The sequence below is a fragment of the Variovorax sp. RKNM96 genome (genome assembly GCF_017161115.1).
GTDB lineage: Bacteria > Pseudomonadota > Gammaproteobacteria > Burkholderiales > Burkholderiaceae_C > Variovorax.
The window spans coordinates 3,151,514-3,164,414 of the sequence record NZ_CP046508.1; the positions used below are offsets into that span (position 1 = coordinate 3,151,514).

At 67.2% G+C, this 12,901-nt stretch carries 13 protein-coding genes; 6 read left to right on the forward strand and 7 right to left on the reverse strand.

What is annotated here, in order from left to right; all coding sequences use genetic code 11:
• Positions 1 to 107: 107 nt before the first annotated feature.
• The 5 genes from GNX71_RS14500 (at position 108) to GNX71_RS14520 (ending at position 5,680) form a co-directional block, all read left to right on the forward strand.
• The gene (locus GNX71_RS14500) at positions 108 to 776 is read left to right on the forward strand and encodes a GntR family transcriptional regulator (RefSeq protein ID WP_206178954.1); all 669 of its coding nucleotides are present in this window, start codon (positions 108 to 110) and stop codon (positions 774 to 776) included.
• A gap of 46 nt (positions 777 to 822) precedes the next feature.
• Complete coding sequence (locus GNX71_RS14505; RefSeq protein WP_206178955.1) at positions 823 to 2,289, forward strand: malonyl-CoA decarboxylase; 1,467 nt, start codon at positions 823 to 825, stop codon at positions 2,287 to 2,289.
• 78 nt (positions 2,290 to 2,367) lie between these two features.
• Entirely contained in the window at positions 2,368 to 3,351 is a 984-nt protein-coding gene (locus tag GNX71_RS14510) for a tripartite tricarboxylate transporter substrate binding protein (RefSeq protein WP_206178956.1), read from the forward strand.
• Positions 3,348 to 4,121 (forward strand): enoyl-CoA hydratase-related protein, encoded by a 774-nt coding sequence (locus GNX71_RS14515; RefSeq protein WP_206178957.1) that lies wholly within the window; start codon positions 3,348 to 3,350, stop codon positions 4,119 to 4,121. Before GNX71_RS14510 ends, GNX71_RS14515 begins: the two co-directional genes overlap by 4 nt.
• A 23-nt stretch (positions 4,122 to 4,144) precedes the next feature.
• On the forward strand, positions 4,145 to 5,680 hold the full coding sequence (locus tag GNX71_RS14520) for a malonyl-CoA synthase (RefSeq protein WP_206178958.1): 1,536 nt from the start codon (positions 4,145 to 4,147) through the stop codon (positions 5,678 to 5,680).
• Here GNX71_RS14520 and GNX71_RS14525 read toward each other — a convergent pair.
• The 3 genes from GNX71_RS14525 to GNX71_RS14535 all read right to left on the reverse strand — a co-directional run bounded on the left by GNX71_RS14525 (position 5,677) and on the right by GNX71_RS14535 (position 9,570).
• Complete coding sequence (locus GNX71_RS14525) at positions 5,677 to 7,392, reverse strand: serine hydrolase (RefSeq protein ID WP_206178959.1); 1,716 nt, start codon at positions 7,390 to 7,392, stop codon at positions 5,677 to 5,679. The genes GNX71_RS14520 and GNX71_RS14525 overlap by 4 nt on opposite strands.
• A gap of 65 nt (positions 7,393 to 7,457) precedes the next feature.
• A complete protein-coding gene (locus GNX71_RS14530; RefSeq protein ID WP_206178960.1) occupies positions 7,458 to 8,519 on the reverse strand; it encodes a phenylacetaldoxime dehydratase family protein in 1,062 nt (353 codons plus the stop codon).
• Positions 8,520 to 8,535: 16 nt separating this feature from the next.
• Positions 8,536 to 9,570, reverse strand: a complete 1,035-nt coding sequence (locus GNX71_RS14535) for a carbon-nitrogen hydrolase family protein (protein WP_206178961.1) — start codon at positions 9,568 to 9,570, stop codon at positions 8,536 to 8,538.
• A gap of 166 nt (positions 9,571 to 9,736) precedes the next feature.
• Between GNX71_RS14535 and GNX71_RS14540 the strand changes: the two genes are divergently transcribed.
• The gene (locus GNX71_RS14540; protein ID WP_206178962.1) at positions 9,737 to 10,699 is read left to right on the forward strand and encodes a helix-turn-helix domain-containing protein; all 963 of its coding nucleotides are present in this window, start codon (positions 9,737 to 9,739) and stop codon (positions 10,697 to 10,699) included.
• Positions 10,700 to 10,711: 12 nt separating this feature from the next.
• Here GNX71_RS14540 and GNX71_RS14545 read toward each other — a convergent pair whose 3' ends face one another.
• From GNX71_RS14545 to GNX71_RS14560, 4 genes are all read right to left on the reverse strand, one after another.
• Positions 10,712 to 11,137, reverse strand: a complete 426-nt coding sequence (locus GNX71_RS14545) for a universal stress protein (RefSeq protein WP_206178963.1) — start codon at positions 11,135 to 11,137, stop codon at positions 10,712 to 10,714.
• A 66-nt stretch (positions 11,138 to 11,203) separates the two neighbouring features.
• Positions 11,204 to 12,025, reverse strand: coding sequence for a sulfite exporter TauE/SafE family protein (locus tag GNX71_RS14550; protein WP_206178964.1), 822 nt, complete (start codon positions 12,023 to 12,025; stop codon positions 11,204 to 11,206).
• 282 nt (positions 12,026 to 12,307) lie between these two features.
• Positions 12,308 to 12,643 (reverse strand): cell division protein ZapA, encoded by a 336-nt coding sequence (locus tag GNX71_RS14555; protein ID WP_206178965.1) that lies wholly within the window; start codon positions 12,641 to 12,643, stop codon positions 12,308 to 12,310.
• Positions 12,640 to 12,864: a hypothetical protein gene (locus GNX71_RS14560; RefSeq protein WP_013541792.1), complete on the reverse strand. Its 225-nt coding sequence runs from the start codon at positions 12,862 to 12,864 to the stop codon at positions 12,640 to 12,642. The genes GNX71_RS14555 and GNX71_RS14560 overlap by 4 nt, the downstream gene beginning before the upstream one ends.
• Positions 12,865 to 12,901 lie beyond the last annotated feature (37 nt).

The following is a 12,901-nucleotide window of genomic DNA, read 5'->3' on the forward strand; positions in this document are numbered from 1 at the left end:
CCGCGCGGGGCGCCCGTGACACTTGCGCCACATTGTTTGCGCGCTCACAATTACGCGTAATTACAGGAAATTACGCCGATCCACCCAAGGTCGAAAGCCCCAACGCCATGCGCCTGGTCCCCAACTCCCTGCACGATGAAGTCGCCGCGACGCTCCGCGAGCAGATCTTCGAGGGCACGCTGGCGCCGGGCAGTTTCCTGGACGAGGTGGCGCTGTGCGAGCGGCTTTCCATCTCCCGCACGCCGCTGCGCGAGGCGCTCAAGGTGCTCACCGCCGAAGGGCTGCTGCGGCACGAACCGCGTCGCGGCTGCTTCGTCAATGAAGTGACCGAGCGTGACCTCGACGAGATCTTCCCGGTGATCGCGCTGCTCGAAGGCCGCTGCGCCTACGAGGCCGCCCGCAATGCGAGCGATGCCGAGCTGCACGAGCTCGACGGGCTGCACGAGCGCCTGGAGCGCCATGCCAAGGCGCGCCGCATCAACGACTACTACGCCACCAACCACATCATTCACGAGGCGATCATCAAGCTCGCCGACAACCGGTGGCTCGCGCAGGTGATCGGCGACCTGCGCAAGATATTGAAGCTCGCGCGCCTGCAGCAGCTGCATGCGCCGGGCCGGCTCGACCAGAGCCTGTCGGAGCACCTGGCCGTGTTCGCGGCGCTCAAGGCGCGCGACAGCGAAGGCGCCGACGCCGCCATGCGCACGCACCTGACGCGGCAACGCGAAGCGCTGCGCGAAGTCGCGCGGCAACAGAAATCCAGGGTGATGCCGTGACGATCCGACGCGGCGCGCCCGAATCCATTCACAGGGGAGTTCAGCGATGAGTGCGACCGAATGGTTCCAGGCGCGGCTGCGTTCTGGCGAAAAATCCAAGGTGCCCGTGGCACCCGAAAGCATGGCAAAGAGCGTGGCCAAGAACACGCTCAAGCCCAGCGAGCGCACGACTGCCGAGCGCCTGCAGGTCACGCTGCGCAAGGCCGACGAGGCCCTGTCGCCGCGCGCGCTGCGCCGTGTGCTCGCCGACCTGCAGGCGGTGATCGACCCTCGCGTGAGCGAGGTCGAAGGCGGCCGTCGGGCCCATGCCATCGCGCAGGCCTACGCCGATGCCGCGCCCGAAGAGCGCCGCGACTACTGGGCCCTGATGAGCGAGCATTTCGCCGCCGACGCGCAAAAGCTCAAGACCGCGCGCGACCAGCACCAGGCCGCGGTCGGCACGCCCGACGAAGGGCAGGCCGAATTGAAGCTGCGCCGCGCGCTCGTCTCGCCGCGCATGCGCCTCCTGCAGCGCTTCGCGGTCGAGCCCGCGGGCATGCGCTTTCTGGTCGACCTGCGTGCCGACCTGCTGCCGTGCCTGAAGGCCGACAAGCGCCTGCTCGCGCTCGATGCCGAACTCGAACAGCTCTTCTCCACCTGGTTCGACGTCGCGTTTCTCGAGCTGCGCCGCATCGACTGGGATTCGCCGGCCTCGCTGATCGAGAAGCTCATCCGCTACGAGGCGGTGCACGACATCAAGAGCTGGTCCGATGTGAAGAACCGGCTGGACGACAGCGACCGCCGCTGCTACGGCTTCTTCCACCCGCGCCTGCCCAATGAGCCGCTGATCTTTGTCGAAGTGGCGCTGGTCGACCGCATCAGCGACGGCATCACGCCGCTGCTCGACGAGGCGGCCGTGCCGGTGCTGCCCGCCAAGGCGACCACCGCGATCTTCTATTCGATCAGCAACACCCAGACCGGCCTGCGCGGCGTGAGCTTCGGGGATTCGCTCATCAAGCGCGTGGTCGAGACGCTGCAGGACGAGCTGCCGCGCCTGAAGACCTTCGCCACGCTCTCGCCGATTCCGGGCTTTCGCACCTGGCTGGCCAAGAATGCGGCCGATCTCATGCCGCGCCTGGACGAGAAGCGCGAGGCCGAACTCGGCCGCCTCGTCGGCTCGGTGCCGCCCACGGCCGAGCGCCTGCTCGCTGCCGTCGAGGCTGCCGCTACCTTCGACGCCAAGTCGCCGCTGCGCCAATGGCTGCTGCAGGCGGCTGCCGAGTACCTGGGTCACGCGCTGGTGGACGGCACGCCGGCCGACCCCGTGGCGCGCTTCCATCTGGGCAATGGCGCGCGGGTGGAGCGGCTGAACTGGGCCGGCGATCCGTCGCCCAAGGGGCACAAGCAGTCGTACGGGCTCATGGTCAACTACCTGTATGACCTCAAGCGCCTGGACAAGCATCGGACCTGGCTGGGCGATGGCAAGGTCGCGGTATCGGGAGACATCGAAAGCCTGTTCTTCAAAAAAGGCTGAGCCCGTGACCCGGGCGTGAAAAAGAGCATCCGCCGCCACACCGGGCGGCAAAATCCACAATCACAGGAGAAGAGGCAAATGAACCAGAGTTTTCAGCGACGTGACGTTCTGCGTGTGGCCGCCGCCGGTGCGGCCGTTCTTTGCGGCGCCGCGCGCGCCCAGGGCTGGCCGACCAAGCCGGTGACGATGATCGTGCCGTTCCCGGCCGGCGGCGGCACCGATGCGTTTGCGCGGCCGCTCTCGGGCCAGTTCACCAAGGTGGCGGGCCAGACGCTGGTGATCGACAACCGCGGCGGCGCCGGCGGCACGCTGGGCGCGAGCATCGCGGCCAAGGCGCCGGCCGACGGCTACACGCTCTTCATGGGCGCCGTGCACCACGCGATCGCGCCCTCGGTGTACCCCAAGCTCGACTACGACATCGAGAAGGACTTCGTGCCACTGATGCTGCTGGCCAACGTACCGCAGGTGGTGGTCATCAACCCCAAGCGCGTGCAGGCCAACACGATCCAGGAATTCATTGCGCTGGTGAAGCGCAACCCGGGCAAGTTCAACTACGGCTCGGCCGGCTCGGGCACGTCGCACCACCTGGCGGGCGAGCTCTTCAAGATCCAGACCGGCACCTTCATCACCCACATCCCGTACCGCGGCGCGGGCCCGGCGCTGTCGGACCTGATCTCGGGCAACGTCGACCTGATGTTCGACGGCCTGGGTTCCTCGGCCCAGCACATCAAGAGCGGCCGCATCAAGGCGCTGATGGTCGCCGGCACCAAGCGCAACCCGGCGTTCCCCGACGTGCCGTGCGCCGCCGAAGTGGGCCTGCCCGACTACACCGTGACCACCTGGTACGGCCTCTGGGCACCGAAGAACACGCCGGCCGAAGCGCAGGCGCGCGCGGTCGACGACATGAAGAAGGCGCTCGCCACCGACGACCTCAAGTCGATCTGGGCGCAGAACGGCTCCGAGATCCCGACTCTGACCATGGCGGCGTACGGCGGCTTCGTGAACGCCGAAATCAAGCGCTGGGCCGCGGTCGTGAAAGCGTCGGGCGCCAAGCTCGAATGACGGCTGCGGGCACTGTGTCGCTGCGCCGCGAAGGCGCGGTGGCGGTCGTCACGCTGTCGAACGCGGGCCGCCTCAATGCGATGACGCGCGCGATGTGGCGCGCGCTGCGCGCGGTGTTCGCGGACCTGGACGATGCAGGCGTTCGATGCATCGTGATCCGCGGGGAGGGCGGGGCCTTCTGCGCGGGCGGCGACATCTCCGAATACCCGTCGTTCCGATTCGAAGAGCCGAGCCTGCGCGAATTTCACGAGAACGAAGTCTGGGCCGCGCTGCAGGCGCTGCTCGACTGCCCCGTGCCGCTGGTCGCGCAGATCGAGGGCGCCTGCATGGGCGCCGGCATCGAGATCGCGAGCTGCTGTGACATCCGTATTGCCGGCGCTTCCGCCAAGTTCGGTGCGCCGATCGCGAAGCTGGGCTTTCCGATGGCGCCGCGCGAAGCGGCCCTCGTGCACGGCGCCATCGGCGATGTGCTCGCGCGCGACATGCTGCTGGCCGCCGGCGTGCACGGCGCGCAGCGCCTGTACGACGCAGGCTTCCTGCTGCAGGTGCTGCCCGACAACGAGGTCGCGACCGCAGTGCAGGTGCACGCCGACCGCATCGCCGCGCTCGCGCCGCAGGCCGCGCGCCTGCACAAGCGCACCTTTGCCATGCTGAAGGCCGGCGCGCCATCCACAGAGAGCCTGCTCGCCACGGCCTACGACTACGCCGATTCCGCCGAGCACCGCGAAGGCATCGCTGCCTTCCTTGCCAAGCGCACACCGAATTTCTGAAGTACCGGTTCAAAGACGAAGCGATGAAGAAGCCAACCAACGCCAACCTGTTCGCCGCCTTGCGCGCGGCCTTTCCCGCCGACCTCGACGGCATCGCGGTCGAGACCGACAACGGCCTTTTCTATTCGTGGCGCGACCTCGAACGCGCGAGCGCGATGATCGCCAACCTGCTCGATGCGCTGAAGCTCGAGAAGGGCGCGCGCATCGCGGTGCAGGTCGAGAAATCGGTCGAGGCGATGCTGCTGTACCTCGCCACGCTGCGCGCAGGCTATGTGTTCCTGCCGCTCAACACCGCCTACCAGAGCGCCGAGATCGAATACTTCATCGGCAACGCCGAGCCCGCCGTGGTGGTGTGCACCAGCCGCAATGCATCGTGGGTTGGGCCCATCGCCAACGCGGCGGGCACGCGCCATGTGTTCACGCTCGACGACGACCGCACCGGCACGCTGCTCGAAGTGGCCGCGCAGTGCAGCGACAAGCACACGCCCGCGAAGAAGTCGCCCGATGACCTCGCCGCGATCCTCTACACCAGCGGCACCACCGGCCGCAGCAAGGGCGCGATGCTCACGCACGGCAACCTGCTGTCGAATGCCGAGGTGCTCAAGGACTACTGGGGCTGGACGCCGGGCGATGTGCTCGTCCACACGCTGCCCATCTTCCACGTGCACGGCCTCTTCGTCGCACTGCACGGCGCGCTGCTCAATGGCAGCAAGATGCTGTGGTTCTCCAAGTTCGACCCCAAGCGCATCGTCGCCAAGCTGCCCGAGGCCACCGTGTTCATGGGCGTGCCCACGCTCTACGTGCGCCTCCTGGCCGAGCCGGGCCTCACGCGCGAAGCGGTGCGCAACATGCGGCTCTTCGTCGCGGGCTCAGCGCCCCTGTTGATCGAGACCTTCGACGAATGGCGTGAACGCACCGGCCACACCATCCTCGAGCGCTATGGCATGAGCGAGACCATCATGCTCACTTCCAACCCCTACAAGCCCGAGCAGGGCGAGCGCCGCGGCGGTACCGTCGGCTTCGCCTTGCCGGGCGTGCAGCTGCGCGTGCGCGACGAGAACGGCAACGACTGCACCACCGACGAGATCGGCGGCATCGAGGTCGACGGCCCCAACGTGTTTGCCGGCTACTGGCGCATGCCCGAGAAGACGGCCGAGGAGTTCACCGCCGACGGCTTCTTCAAGACCGGCGACGTCGGCAAGATCGACGGCCGCGGCTACATCACCATCGTCGGCCGCAGCAAGGACCTGATCATCAGCGGCGGCTACAACGTCTACCCGGCCGAGATCGAGGGCTACATCAACGAGATGGCCGGCGTGGCCGAGAGCGCGGTGATCGGCGTGCCGCACCCCGACTTCGGCGAGGTGGGCGTGGCCATCGTGATCGCCAAGGCAGGCTCGGTGATCGATGCCGATGCGATCGTGGCGGAGCTCAAGTCGAAGCTTGCCAACTTCAAGATTCCCAAGCGCTGCTTCGTCGTGCCGGAGCTGCCGCGCAACACGATGGGCAAGGTGCAGAAGGCGCTGCTGCGCGCCGAGCACAAGGGGTTGTTCGCCTAGACTTCGGTCGCCCTCAGCGCAAGGAAGCTGCCGCCAGGCTCGTGAAAGATCACCGCGTCGACGGTGCCCGGCGAGGGCCGGCGGAACTCTAGGCGAAAGCCTTCGAAGTGGGCGATATGGAAGGTGCGCCCGTCGGCAGGCATGAGGCTTTGTGTCGGCTTGCCTTCAATCGTCAGGCTCAGCGCGCCCTTGGCATCGCGCCGCACATCGATGGACCGACCGGCGTGCATGTAGATGCCGGTGCACAGCGCGCAAAACGCAGGGTCCAGCACGTCGCCCCCGGCCAGGCGCTGAAAAACGATGTCGGACACCATGGGCTCGAACTGCGCGGTGATGCGGTCGATGCAGCCTTCCCGGTCATAGAGGAAGGTCAATGCCATGTTGTCGGGGTAGAACTCGGTCGGCTTCTCCGGCGTGGTGAACACGTCGTAGTGCCGGTGCGCCAACGGGCCGCCCAGTCCGCGCCATTGCCAATGGAGCCCGTCGGGCCTGTCATCGTCCCGGGCGATGTCGATGCGTCCATAGGCCGGATGCGCGTAGCCGCCCACGTAGTCGTCCAGCGCATGACTGGGTTGCGTGCCGCTGTGGCGTGACGCCTCGCGGGTCTTTCTGTCGACCGCTTGCTGCGCGACGGCCTGCCGGCGCTTGGGCGCGAAGCGCGCGAACCAGTCGATGGGTTCGCGTCCACTGATGCGGTCGAGCACCGCGCAGGTGAGGATGGAAGTGACCGCGCTCGGTGCGCGGTTCGTCAGCACCACGACGCCGGCACGCCGCTCGGGCATCACCGTCATCAGCGTGCCCCAGCCGAGCCAGGAGCCCGAATGCGCGAGCGTGCGGTCGCCGCGGTAGTTCTCGCAGAAGAGACCCAGGCCGTAGTGGGAATCACCGATTTCGGGGTATTCGGAACGGCCTATGTGCACGCGCGGCGTCGCCATGTCGCGCAGCGCCCGCGCGGAGAGAAGCGGCACGCCGTTCGCCTTGCCCTCGTCGAGCAGGAACCTGGCCCACTTCGCAAGATCGGTCACCGAGGCGTTGATGCCGCCGCCCGGTGTTGTGCGGATCGGCCACAGCGGGGAGGGGACGCACGCATCGCCGACCATCGCGTGGGGCCGGGCCGCATCGTCGGCCGCGGCCAGGGCTTCGATGGTGAAGCCGAAATGCCTGAAGCCCAGCGGCTCGAGCAAGCGCTCGGTGGTGAAGTCTTCCCAGTGCTGGCCGCTGATCCGTTCCGCGACCGCGCCGGCGACCATGTAGCCCAGGTTCGAGTACTGGAAAGTCTGGCGCAATTCGCGGTTGGGCATGAGGTGGCGCAGCAGCGGCAGCATCTGCGTACCCGAGAGGTCGCCGGGCATGTGAATCCAGTCATGCCGCGGTAGCCCACTGTGGTGGCACAAGAGGTCGCGCACCGTGAGCCGCTCGGTCGCCACCGGGTCGTGCAGGCGGAATTCGGGGAGCACCTCGCGCACCGGCCGGTCCCAGTCGAGCTTGCGTTCGTCGACGAGCAGGCCGAGGCCCGCAGCGGTGAACGACTTGGTGATCGAGCACAGCAGGAACTGCGTGTCGGTGGTCACGGGCAGGCCGGTGTCGGTGTCGCGCACGCCGTAGCCCTTCTGCAGCACCACCTCGCCGTCTTGAATCACCGCCAGCGCGAGGCCGGGCACTTTCCATTCCTGCATCGAGGCTTCGACGAGGCTTTCGAGATCGCTCCACATGGTCAGGGTCCTTGCCTTGGATTCGGGGGGCGAATCCTAAGGCAATCCCGCGCGTCGAATTTTTCCTATGTCGCCGCCAGCCCGTTCATGAGCCCGCTGCGCGCGTGGCAGTTGATGTATTCATAGCTCTGCTCGTCGGCCTTGAGCACCGACACCTCGTGGTACACGCGCAGCTGCAGCTGGAAGTTCAGCGCCTGCACGTAGCGCATGAAGCTGCCGAAGATCGCGACATGCGTCGGGTGCGATTCGGCCCAGCGTTCCATGTCGGCGAGCGAGCGCCAGTAGCTCAGGCCGAATGATTTCTGCAATGGCGCGCCCTTCGCATCGAGGTGGTGCATGTAGCGGTTGCTGTAGCAGCCGATGCCCAGGCCCTGGTCGCGGAGGAACTCCATGCCTTCGCGCAGCACCGGCTCCATGTCTTCCAGGTAGAGCGTGCGCTCCTGGCCGGTGGTCTCGGTCCACTCCTGGCCTGAACGGATCATCGCGATGTTCTCGTGGCCCGCGATGCGCACGCGCTGGCCCGGTGCCGGCGTGCCTGCGACGACGGCACGCGTGCCTAAGGGCGACAGCGCATCGGTCTGCGAGAGCGGAATGCGGTCGCGCATCGATCCCCAGTAGCCGTGCTCCTGCAGCTCGCCGCTGACCTCGCCCATGACCACGCCGACGCCCTCGAAGCGGTCGGGCGTGTTGAACATGGTCTCGAAGTGCTCGACGCGCGGCGAGGCGATTTCGCGGAAATAGCCAAGGCCTTCCGCGAGGCGTTCGTCCGAGCGCCACCATGCGTCGATGGCGGGCGTGGCGCTCCAGCGCGCGAAGGCCGCGGCGTCGTCCCAGTAGGCGATGGCGACCATGTTGTCGAAGCCATCGGCATCGACGTGGTGCGCGAGGTCATGATGGCCCGGTCCGTCGGGCAGCGCGAAGTCGCGCGCGATCTTCATCAGCACGGCGCAGGCGCGGCCCTGCATCTCGGGGCCGCGCGACTGCAAGCCGAAATAGCCCATCACGACCTGCGTCACCGAGGTCGAGGCGCGGGCCGACCAGACGGGGTAGGGCGGCGTGTAGTCGTCCTCGACGCGGCGGTGCCGCGTACGGGGGCATTTCAGGTGCTCGGCGATGGCGGATTCCATGGTGGAGCTCCGGATCTCAGGCCGCGAGCTGCAGGCGCGGCTCGGTGCCCGCGGTCACCGCTTCCGGCACGCTGCTCTCGGGCTCGGGCGAGCGCTGCAGCACCACAGGCTCGCGTCGCGTCTTGTTGAGCAGCAACTGCGTGACGTCGGGTCGCGAGTAGTGGCCGCTCGGATCGGCCGCCGCCTTGGCGAGCGAGATCATGCCCAGGTCGATGTCGGCAATCACCAGGCCTTCCTGGTCTTCGGCCAGCGGTGTGCCGAGCGGCGAGCCGTCGGGCGCGTAGATGCGTGCGTAGCCGCCGCCGGTGCGCAGCATCTGTTGCTTGCCGGCATCGGTGCACATCAGCTCGCTCATCGCAGGCGAGACCGTGGCGCACGGTGCGACCACGAAGCACTGGCCCTCGACCGCGTAGACCTGGCTCGCGGCGTTGTTGACCTCCGGCCCGAGTGCATAGGCCGCGCCGCGGTAGAGCGAGAAGCTGGGCCATGCGCCGCAGTGGATCTGCTCGTTCTGCGCATACATCGCGTACTTGCTGAGCGGCTGCAGGTGCTCCCAGCAAGAGAGCGATCCGACATTGCCGATGGCCGTCTCGACCACCGCGAGGTCGGAACCGTCGCCTTCGCCGAACACGGTGCGCTCCACGTGCGTGGGCTTGAGCTTGCGGCGCGTCTGCACGGTGTTGCCCTGGTCGTCGATCAGCGCCTGTGCAATGTAGAGGCTGCCCGCGGCCTTCTCGCTGTAGCCGAGCGACACCCAGATCCTGTGCTTGCGCGCAGCCTCCTTGATGCGGTCGAACTCGGCCGAGCCGACCACCAGCGCGTTGTCGTTGTAGCGCTGCACGAACTGCATGCCCCAGGCGGGCGAATCGAGCCAGATCCACCACGGGTAGCCGGGCACCCAGGTCTCGGGAAAGGCGATGAGCTTCACGCCCTGGCCCGCGGCCTGGGCCATGAGGTCGATGGTCTTGTCGATGGTGCCGTCGAGGTCGAGGAACACGGGCGCGGCCTGCACGGCAGCGACGCGGAGCTTGGGGTGAACTGTGGTGGGCATGGCGGGCTTCCGGAGGTGGTGGATGAAACAACTTCGCACACCCCCAACGCGGGTTTGCGCGGTGGCATGCGGGTTGCTTGAAGCGTAGATTCGCCGCCGCGGAACGCCTTGATCCGAACTGGCGGCGTTCTTGTTCCAGCGTTGCATGCGCTTTCCGGGGACCCCCATGAACCAGTTGCTCAGCACCGATGCCGTGGCGCGCGACCAGCGCCTGGCCTACTGGACCGACATGATCTGCAACGTCTACGTGCAGCTTGGGTGCGACCCGGTGCGGCCGGACGACATCGGCCGCTTCGAAGGCAGCATCCGCCAGCACTCGCTGCCCAGCCTCGATGTGTCGGTGGTGAAGTCGGGCGCGCAGAAGGTCATGCGCACGAGCGGGCACATCGCGCGCTCGGGCGACGACTATTTCCTCGTGAGCATCCAGGCGCAGGGGCGCGGCGTGGTGCGCCAGGACGGGCGCGACGCGGTGCTCTCGGCCGGCGACTTCGCGCTGTACGACAGCACGCGGCCCTACCAGCTGCTGTTCGACGACAAGTTCGAGCAGATCGTGCTCAAGCTGCCCGGCGAGCGCCTGCGCAGCGAGCTGCGCGATACCGAGGCGCTGACGGCGACCACGGTGTCGGGCAGGGAAGGTGCGGGGCATCTCCTGCTCGGCATGATCCGCACGCTGCGCGAAGACATCGACACGCTGCAGCCGGCATCAGCGCTTGCCGTGGCCAATGGCGTGCAGAGCATCCTCGTGGCGGGCCTGCAAACGCTGCCGGCGGCGCGTGCGCCATCGCTCAGCAACCTCACGGCGTACCACCTCGCGCGCGTGAAGCGGTGCATCGACGAGCAACTGGCCGATCCTTCGCTGTCGGTGGGCAGCATCGCGGCTTCGCTCGGGGTGTCGGCGAGCCACGTCCACCGCGTCTTCAAGAGCGAGCCGCTGACGCCCTCGCAGTACATCTGGGAACGCCGGCTCGAAGCCTGCAGCCGCGACCTGCTGGAGCCGCGTCTTGCAGGCAAGCCGGTGGGGGAGATCGCGTATGGGCGCGGCTTCAACGATGCGGCGCATTTCAGCCGCGCGTTCCGCGAGCGCTTCGGCTGCTCGCCGCGCGAGTGGCGGCAGCAGCGTGTGCAATAGCAACCGAGCCGCTTACTGGACCAGCAGCACCGAGATATCGGTTTCGCCGATCACCTTGGTGGCTACCGAGCCCATCAGCGCGCGTCCGAAGATGCCGTGGCCGTGGGTGCCGAGCACGATCAGCTCGGCATGCGTGGCGGTGGCCGACTTGAGGATTTCCTCGGCCGGATGGCCGTGGCGCTTGTCGATCGTGTAGTTGCCGATGTCCTTCTCGGCCAGGAGCGCTTTCACCGGATCGAGCACCTTGGCGCTCTCTTCGGCGTAGTACTCCGCGACGATCTCCTTGGTGAGGTGCCGCGTCACATGGCCCGAGATGCCGGTGCACACGTGGACCACGATGAGCTCATGCCCGTCCACGAACATCGCGCGGTTGGCGATCAGGTAGTCGAGCGCCTTGCGGGTGTAGGCGCTGCCGTCGACGGCGATGAGGATTTTCATGAAACCGTTATACGGCTGCGCCTGGCGCATCGCAACGGGTCACACCCGAGGCCAAGGGGCCTTTCTTCAGCCTTGAAGGCCCTTCCAGAGCATGTAGGCAGCCAGCAGGTACAGGATGCTCGCGAACACGCGCTTGAGCTTCTTCACGGGCAGCGTGTGCGCGGCCTTGGCGCCCAGCGGCGCGGTGAACACGCTGCAGACGGCAATCACCAACAGCGCCGGCAGCCAGATGTAGCCGAAGGAGCCCGCGGGCAGGCCCTGCACCGACTGGCCGCTGATCGCATAGCCCATCACATTGGCCACCGCGATGGGAAAGCCCAGCGCGGCGCTGGTGGCCACCGCGTTGTGGATCGAGATGTTGCACCACGTCATGAACGGCACGCTGATGAAGCCGCCGCCCGCGCCCACCAGGCCCGAGATGAAGCCGATCACCCCGCCGGCCGCGAGCTGGCCGCCGGTGCCCGGCATCTGGCGCGTGGGCTTGGGCTTCCTGTCGAGGAACATCTGCGTGGCCGAGAAGCCCACGAAGAGCGCAAAGAAAATGGCCAGGGCCGTGCCCTTGAGCAGCGCGAACACGCCCAGGCTCCCGGCCAGGCTGCCGATCACGATGCCGGGGGCGAGGCGCTTGACGATGTCCCAGCGCACCGCGCCGCGCTTGTGGTGCGCGCGCACGCTGGAGACCGAGGTGAAGATGATCGTGGCCATCGAGGTGGCGATCGCCATCTTCACCGCGAGGTCGGACGACACGCCGCGGTGGCCCATGATGATCGTGATGAACGGCACCATCAGCATGCCGCCGCCGATGCCCAGGAGCCCCGCGAGAAAGCCGGTGCCCAGGCCGAGCGCGGCCAGTTCAAGAATCAGGAGGGGGTCGAGGAGATCGGTCACGTTGCGGGTCTTCGGACAAAGCAACGGCCCCGAGCAGTGTGTGCTGGGGGCCGTGCCGATGGAAAAAGGTGTCTGCAAGTGGGCGCCGAACCCGCATCCTGAACCAGGGTTCAGGTGGGCGAGGGCAGCAAGACTTCGGGTTCATCTGACGCGAGATGATCACGCCCGTCAAGCGATGTACCAAGCCCGGCTCCGGAGAGCATTGGAACAAGGAAATATTAAGCCCGACGCGCACCGCAGACAGTTCGGATTTTACGCTCCGTATGAGTCCATGGTGTTCATTCAGAGCAAATGACCATCGCCGGCCAGCGCCTGATCGAGCTTTTGAATGAGCTGGGCGGCCTTGGCATCGACTTCTCCGGGCTCAGCCGTGGTAGGCGCGCGCGCTATTGCGGCAGGCGCCGCAACTGCAGCCGCCTGCTGCGCCGCGAGGTCGAAGGCCAGGTTCAATGAAGCCAGCACCGCGATGCGATCACGCGCCTTGACTTTTCCCGCATCGCGGATCTTGCACATGGCGGCATCCACGCGTTCGACCGCATCGCGCAATTGCGGCTCGCCGCCGTCGGGACAGCCGAGCAAATAGCTCTGGCCCATGATCTGTACTTCTATCTGCTTCATGCGGTGGAGTCTTCGGGAGGTGGTTCAGCCGGCAGCCGCTCGAGCAGCGCATCCAGGCGCGTGCGTGCCGCGGCGAGCCGCGACTTGAGCCCGTCGCGTTCGCGCACGAGCGCATCGACCTGTTCCTGGAGCAGCGCATTGGTGCGCTGTACCTCTTCGTGACGCACGAGCAAGCGTTCCACACGCTCGGCGATCTGATCGATGGGGCTGGAGGCGGGCATGGTTGGCGATTGTAGTTTCCCGGGGAATGGGGCCCGC

What these genes read in the sequence shown, in the direction of transcription:
- GNX71_RS14500 (WP_206178954.1), top strand. Translation starts at nt 108, where the DNA reads ATGCGCCTGGTCCCCAACTCCCTGCACGATGAAGTCGCCGCGACGCTC.
- GNX71_RS14505 (WP_206178955.1), top strand. Translation starts at nt 823, where the DNA reads ATGAGTGCGACCGAATGGTTCCAGGCGCGGCTGCGTTCTGGCGAAAAA.
- GNX71_RS14520 (WP_206178958.1), top strand. Translation starts at nt 4,145, where the DNA reads ATGAAGAAGCCAACCAACGCCAACCTGTTCGCCGCCTTGCGCGCGGCC.
- GNX71_RS14515 (WP_206178957.1), top strand. Translation starts at nt 3,348, where the DNA reads ATGACGGCTGCGGGCACTGTGTCGCTGCGCCGCGAAGGCGCGGTGGCG.
- GNX71_RS14545 (WP_206178963.1), bottom strand. Translation starts at nt 11,137, where the DNA reads ATGAAAATCCTCATCGCCGTCGACGGCAGCGCCTACACCCGCAAGGCG.
- GNX71_RS14525 (WP_206178959.1), bottom strand. Translation starts at nt 7,392, where the DNA reads ATGTGGAGCGATCTCGAAAGCCTCGTCGAAGCCTCGATGCAGGAATGG.
- GNX71_RS14540 (WP_206178962.1), top strand. Translation starts at nt 9,737, where the DNA reads ATGAACCAGTTGCTCAGCACCGATGCCGTGGCGCGCGACCAGCGCCTG.
- GNX71_RS14510 (WP_206178956.1), top strand. Translation starts at nt 2,368, where the DNA reads ATGAACCAGAGTTTTCAGCGACGTGACGTTCTGCGTGTGGCCGCCGCC.
- GNX71_RS14555 (WP_206178965.1), bottom strand. Translation starts at nt 12,643, where the DNA reads ATGAAGCAGATAGAAGTACAGATCATGGGCCAGAGCTATTTGCTCGGC.
- GNX71_RS14535 (WP_206178961.1), bottom strand. Translation starts at nt 9,570, where the DNA reads ATGCCCACCACAGTTCACCCCAAGCTCCGCGTCGCTGCCGTGCAGGCC.
- GNX71_RS14560 (WP_013541792.1), bottom strand. Translation starts at nt 12,864, where the DNA reads ATGCCCGCCTCCAGCCCCATCGATCAGATCGCCGAGCGTGTGGAACGC.
- GNX71_RS14530 (WP_206178960.1), bottom strand. Translation starts at nt 8,519, where the DNA reads ATGGAATCCGCCATCGCCGAGCACCTGAAATGCCCCCGTACGCGGCAC.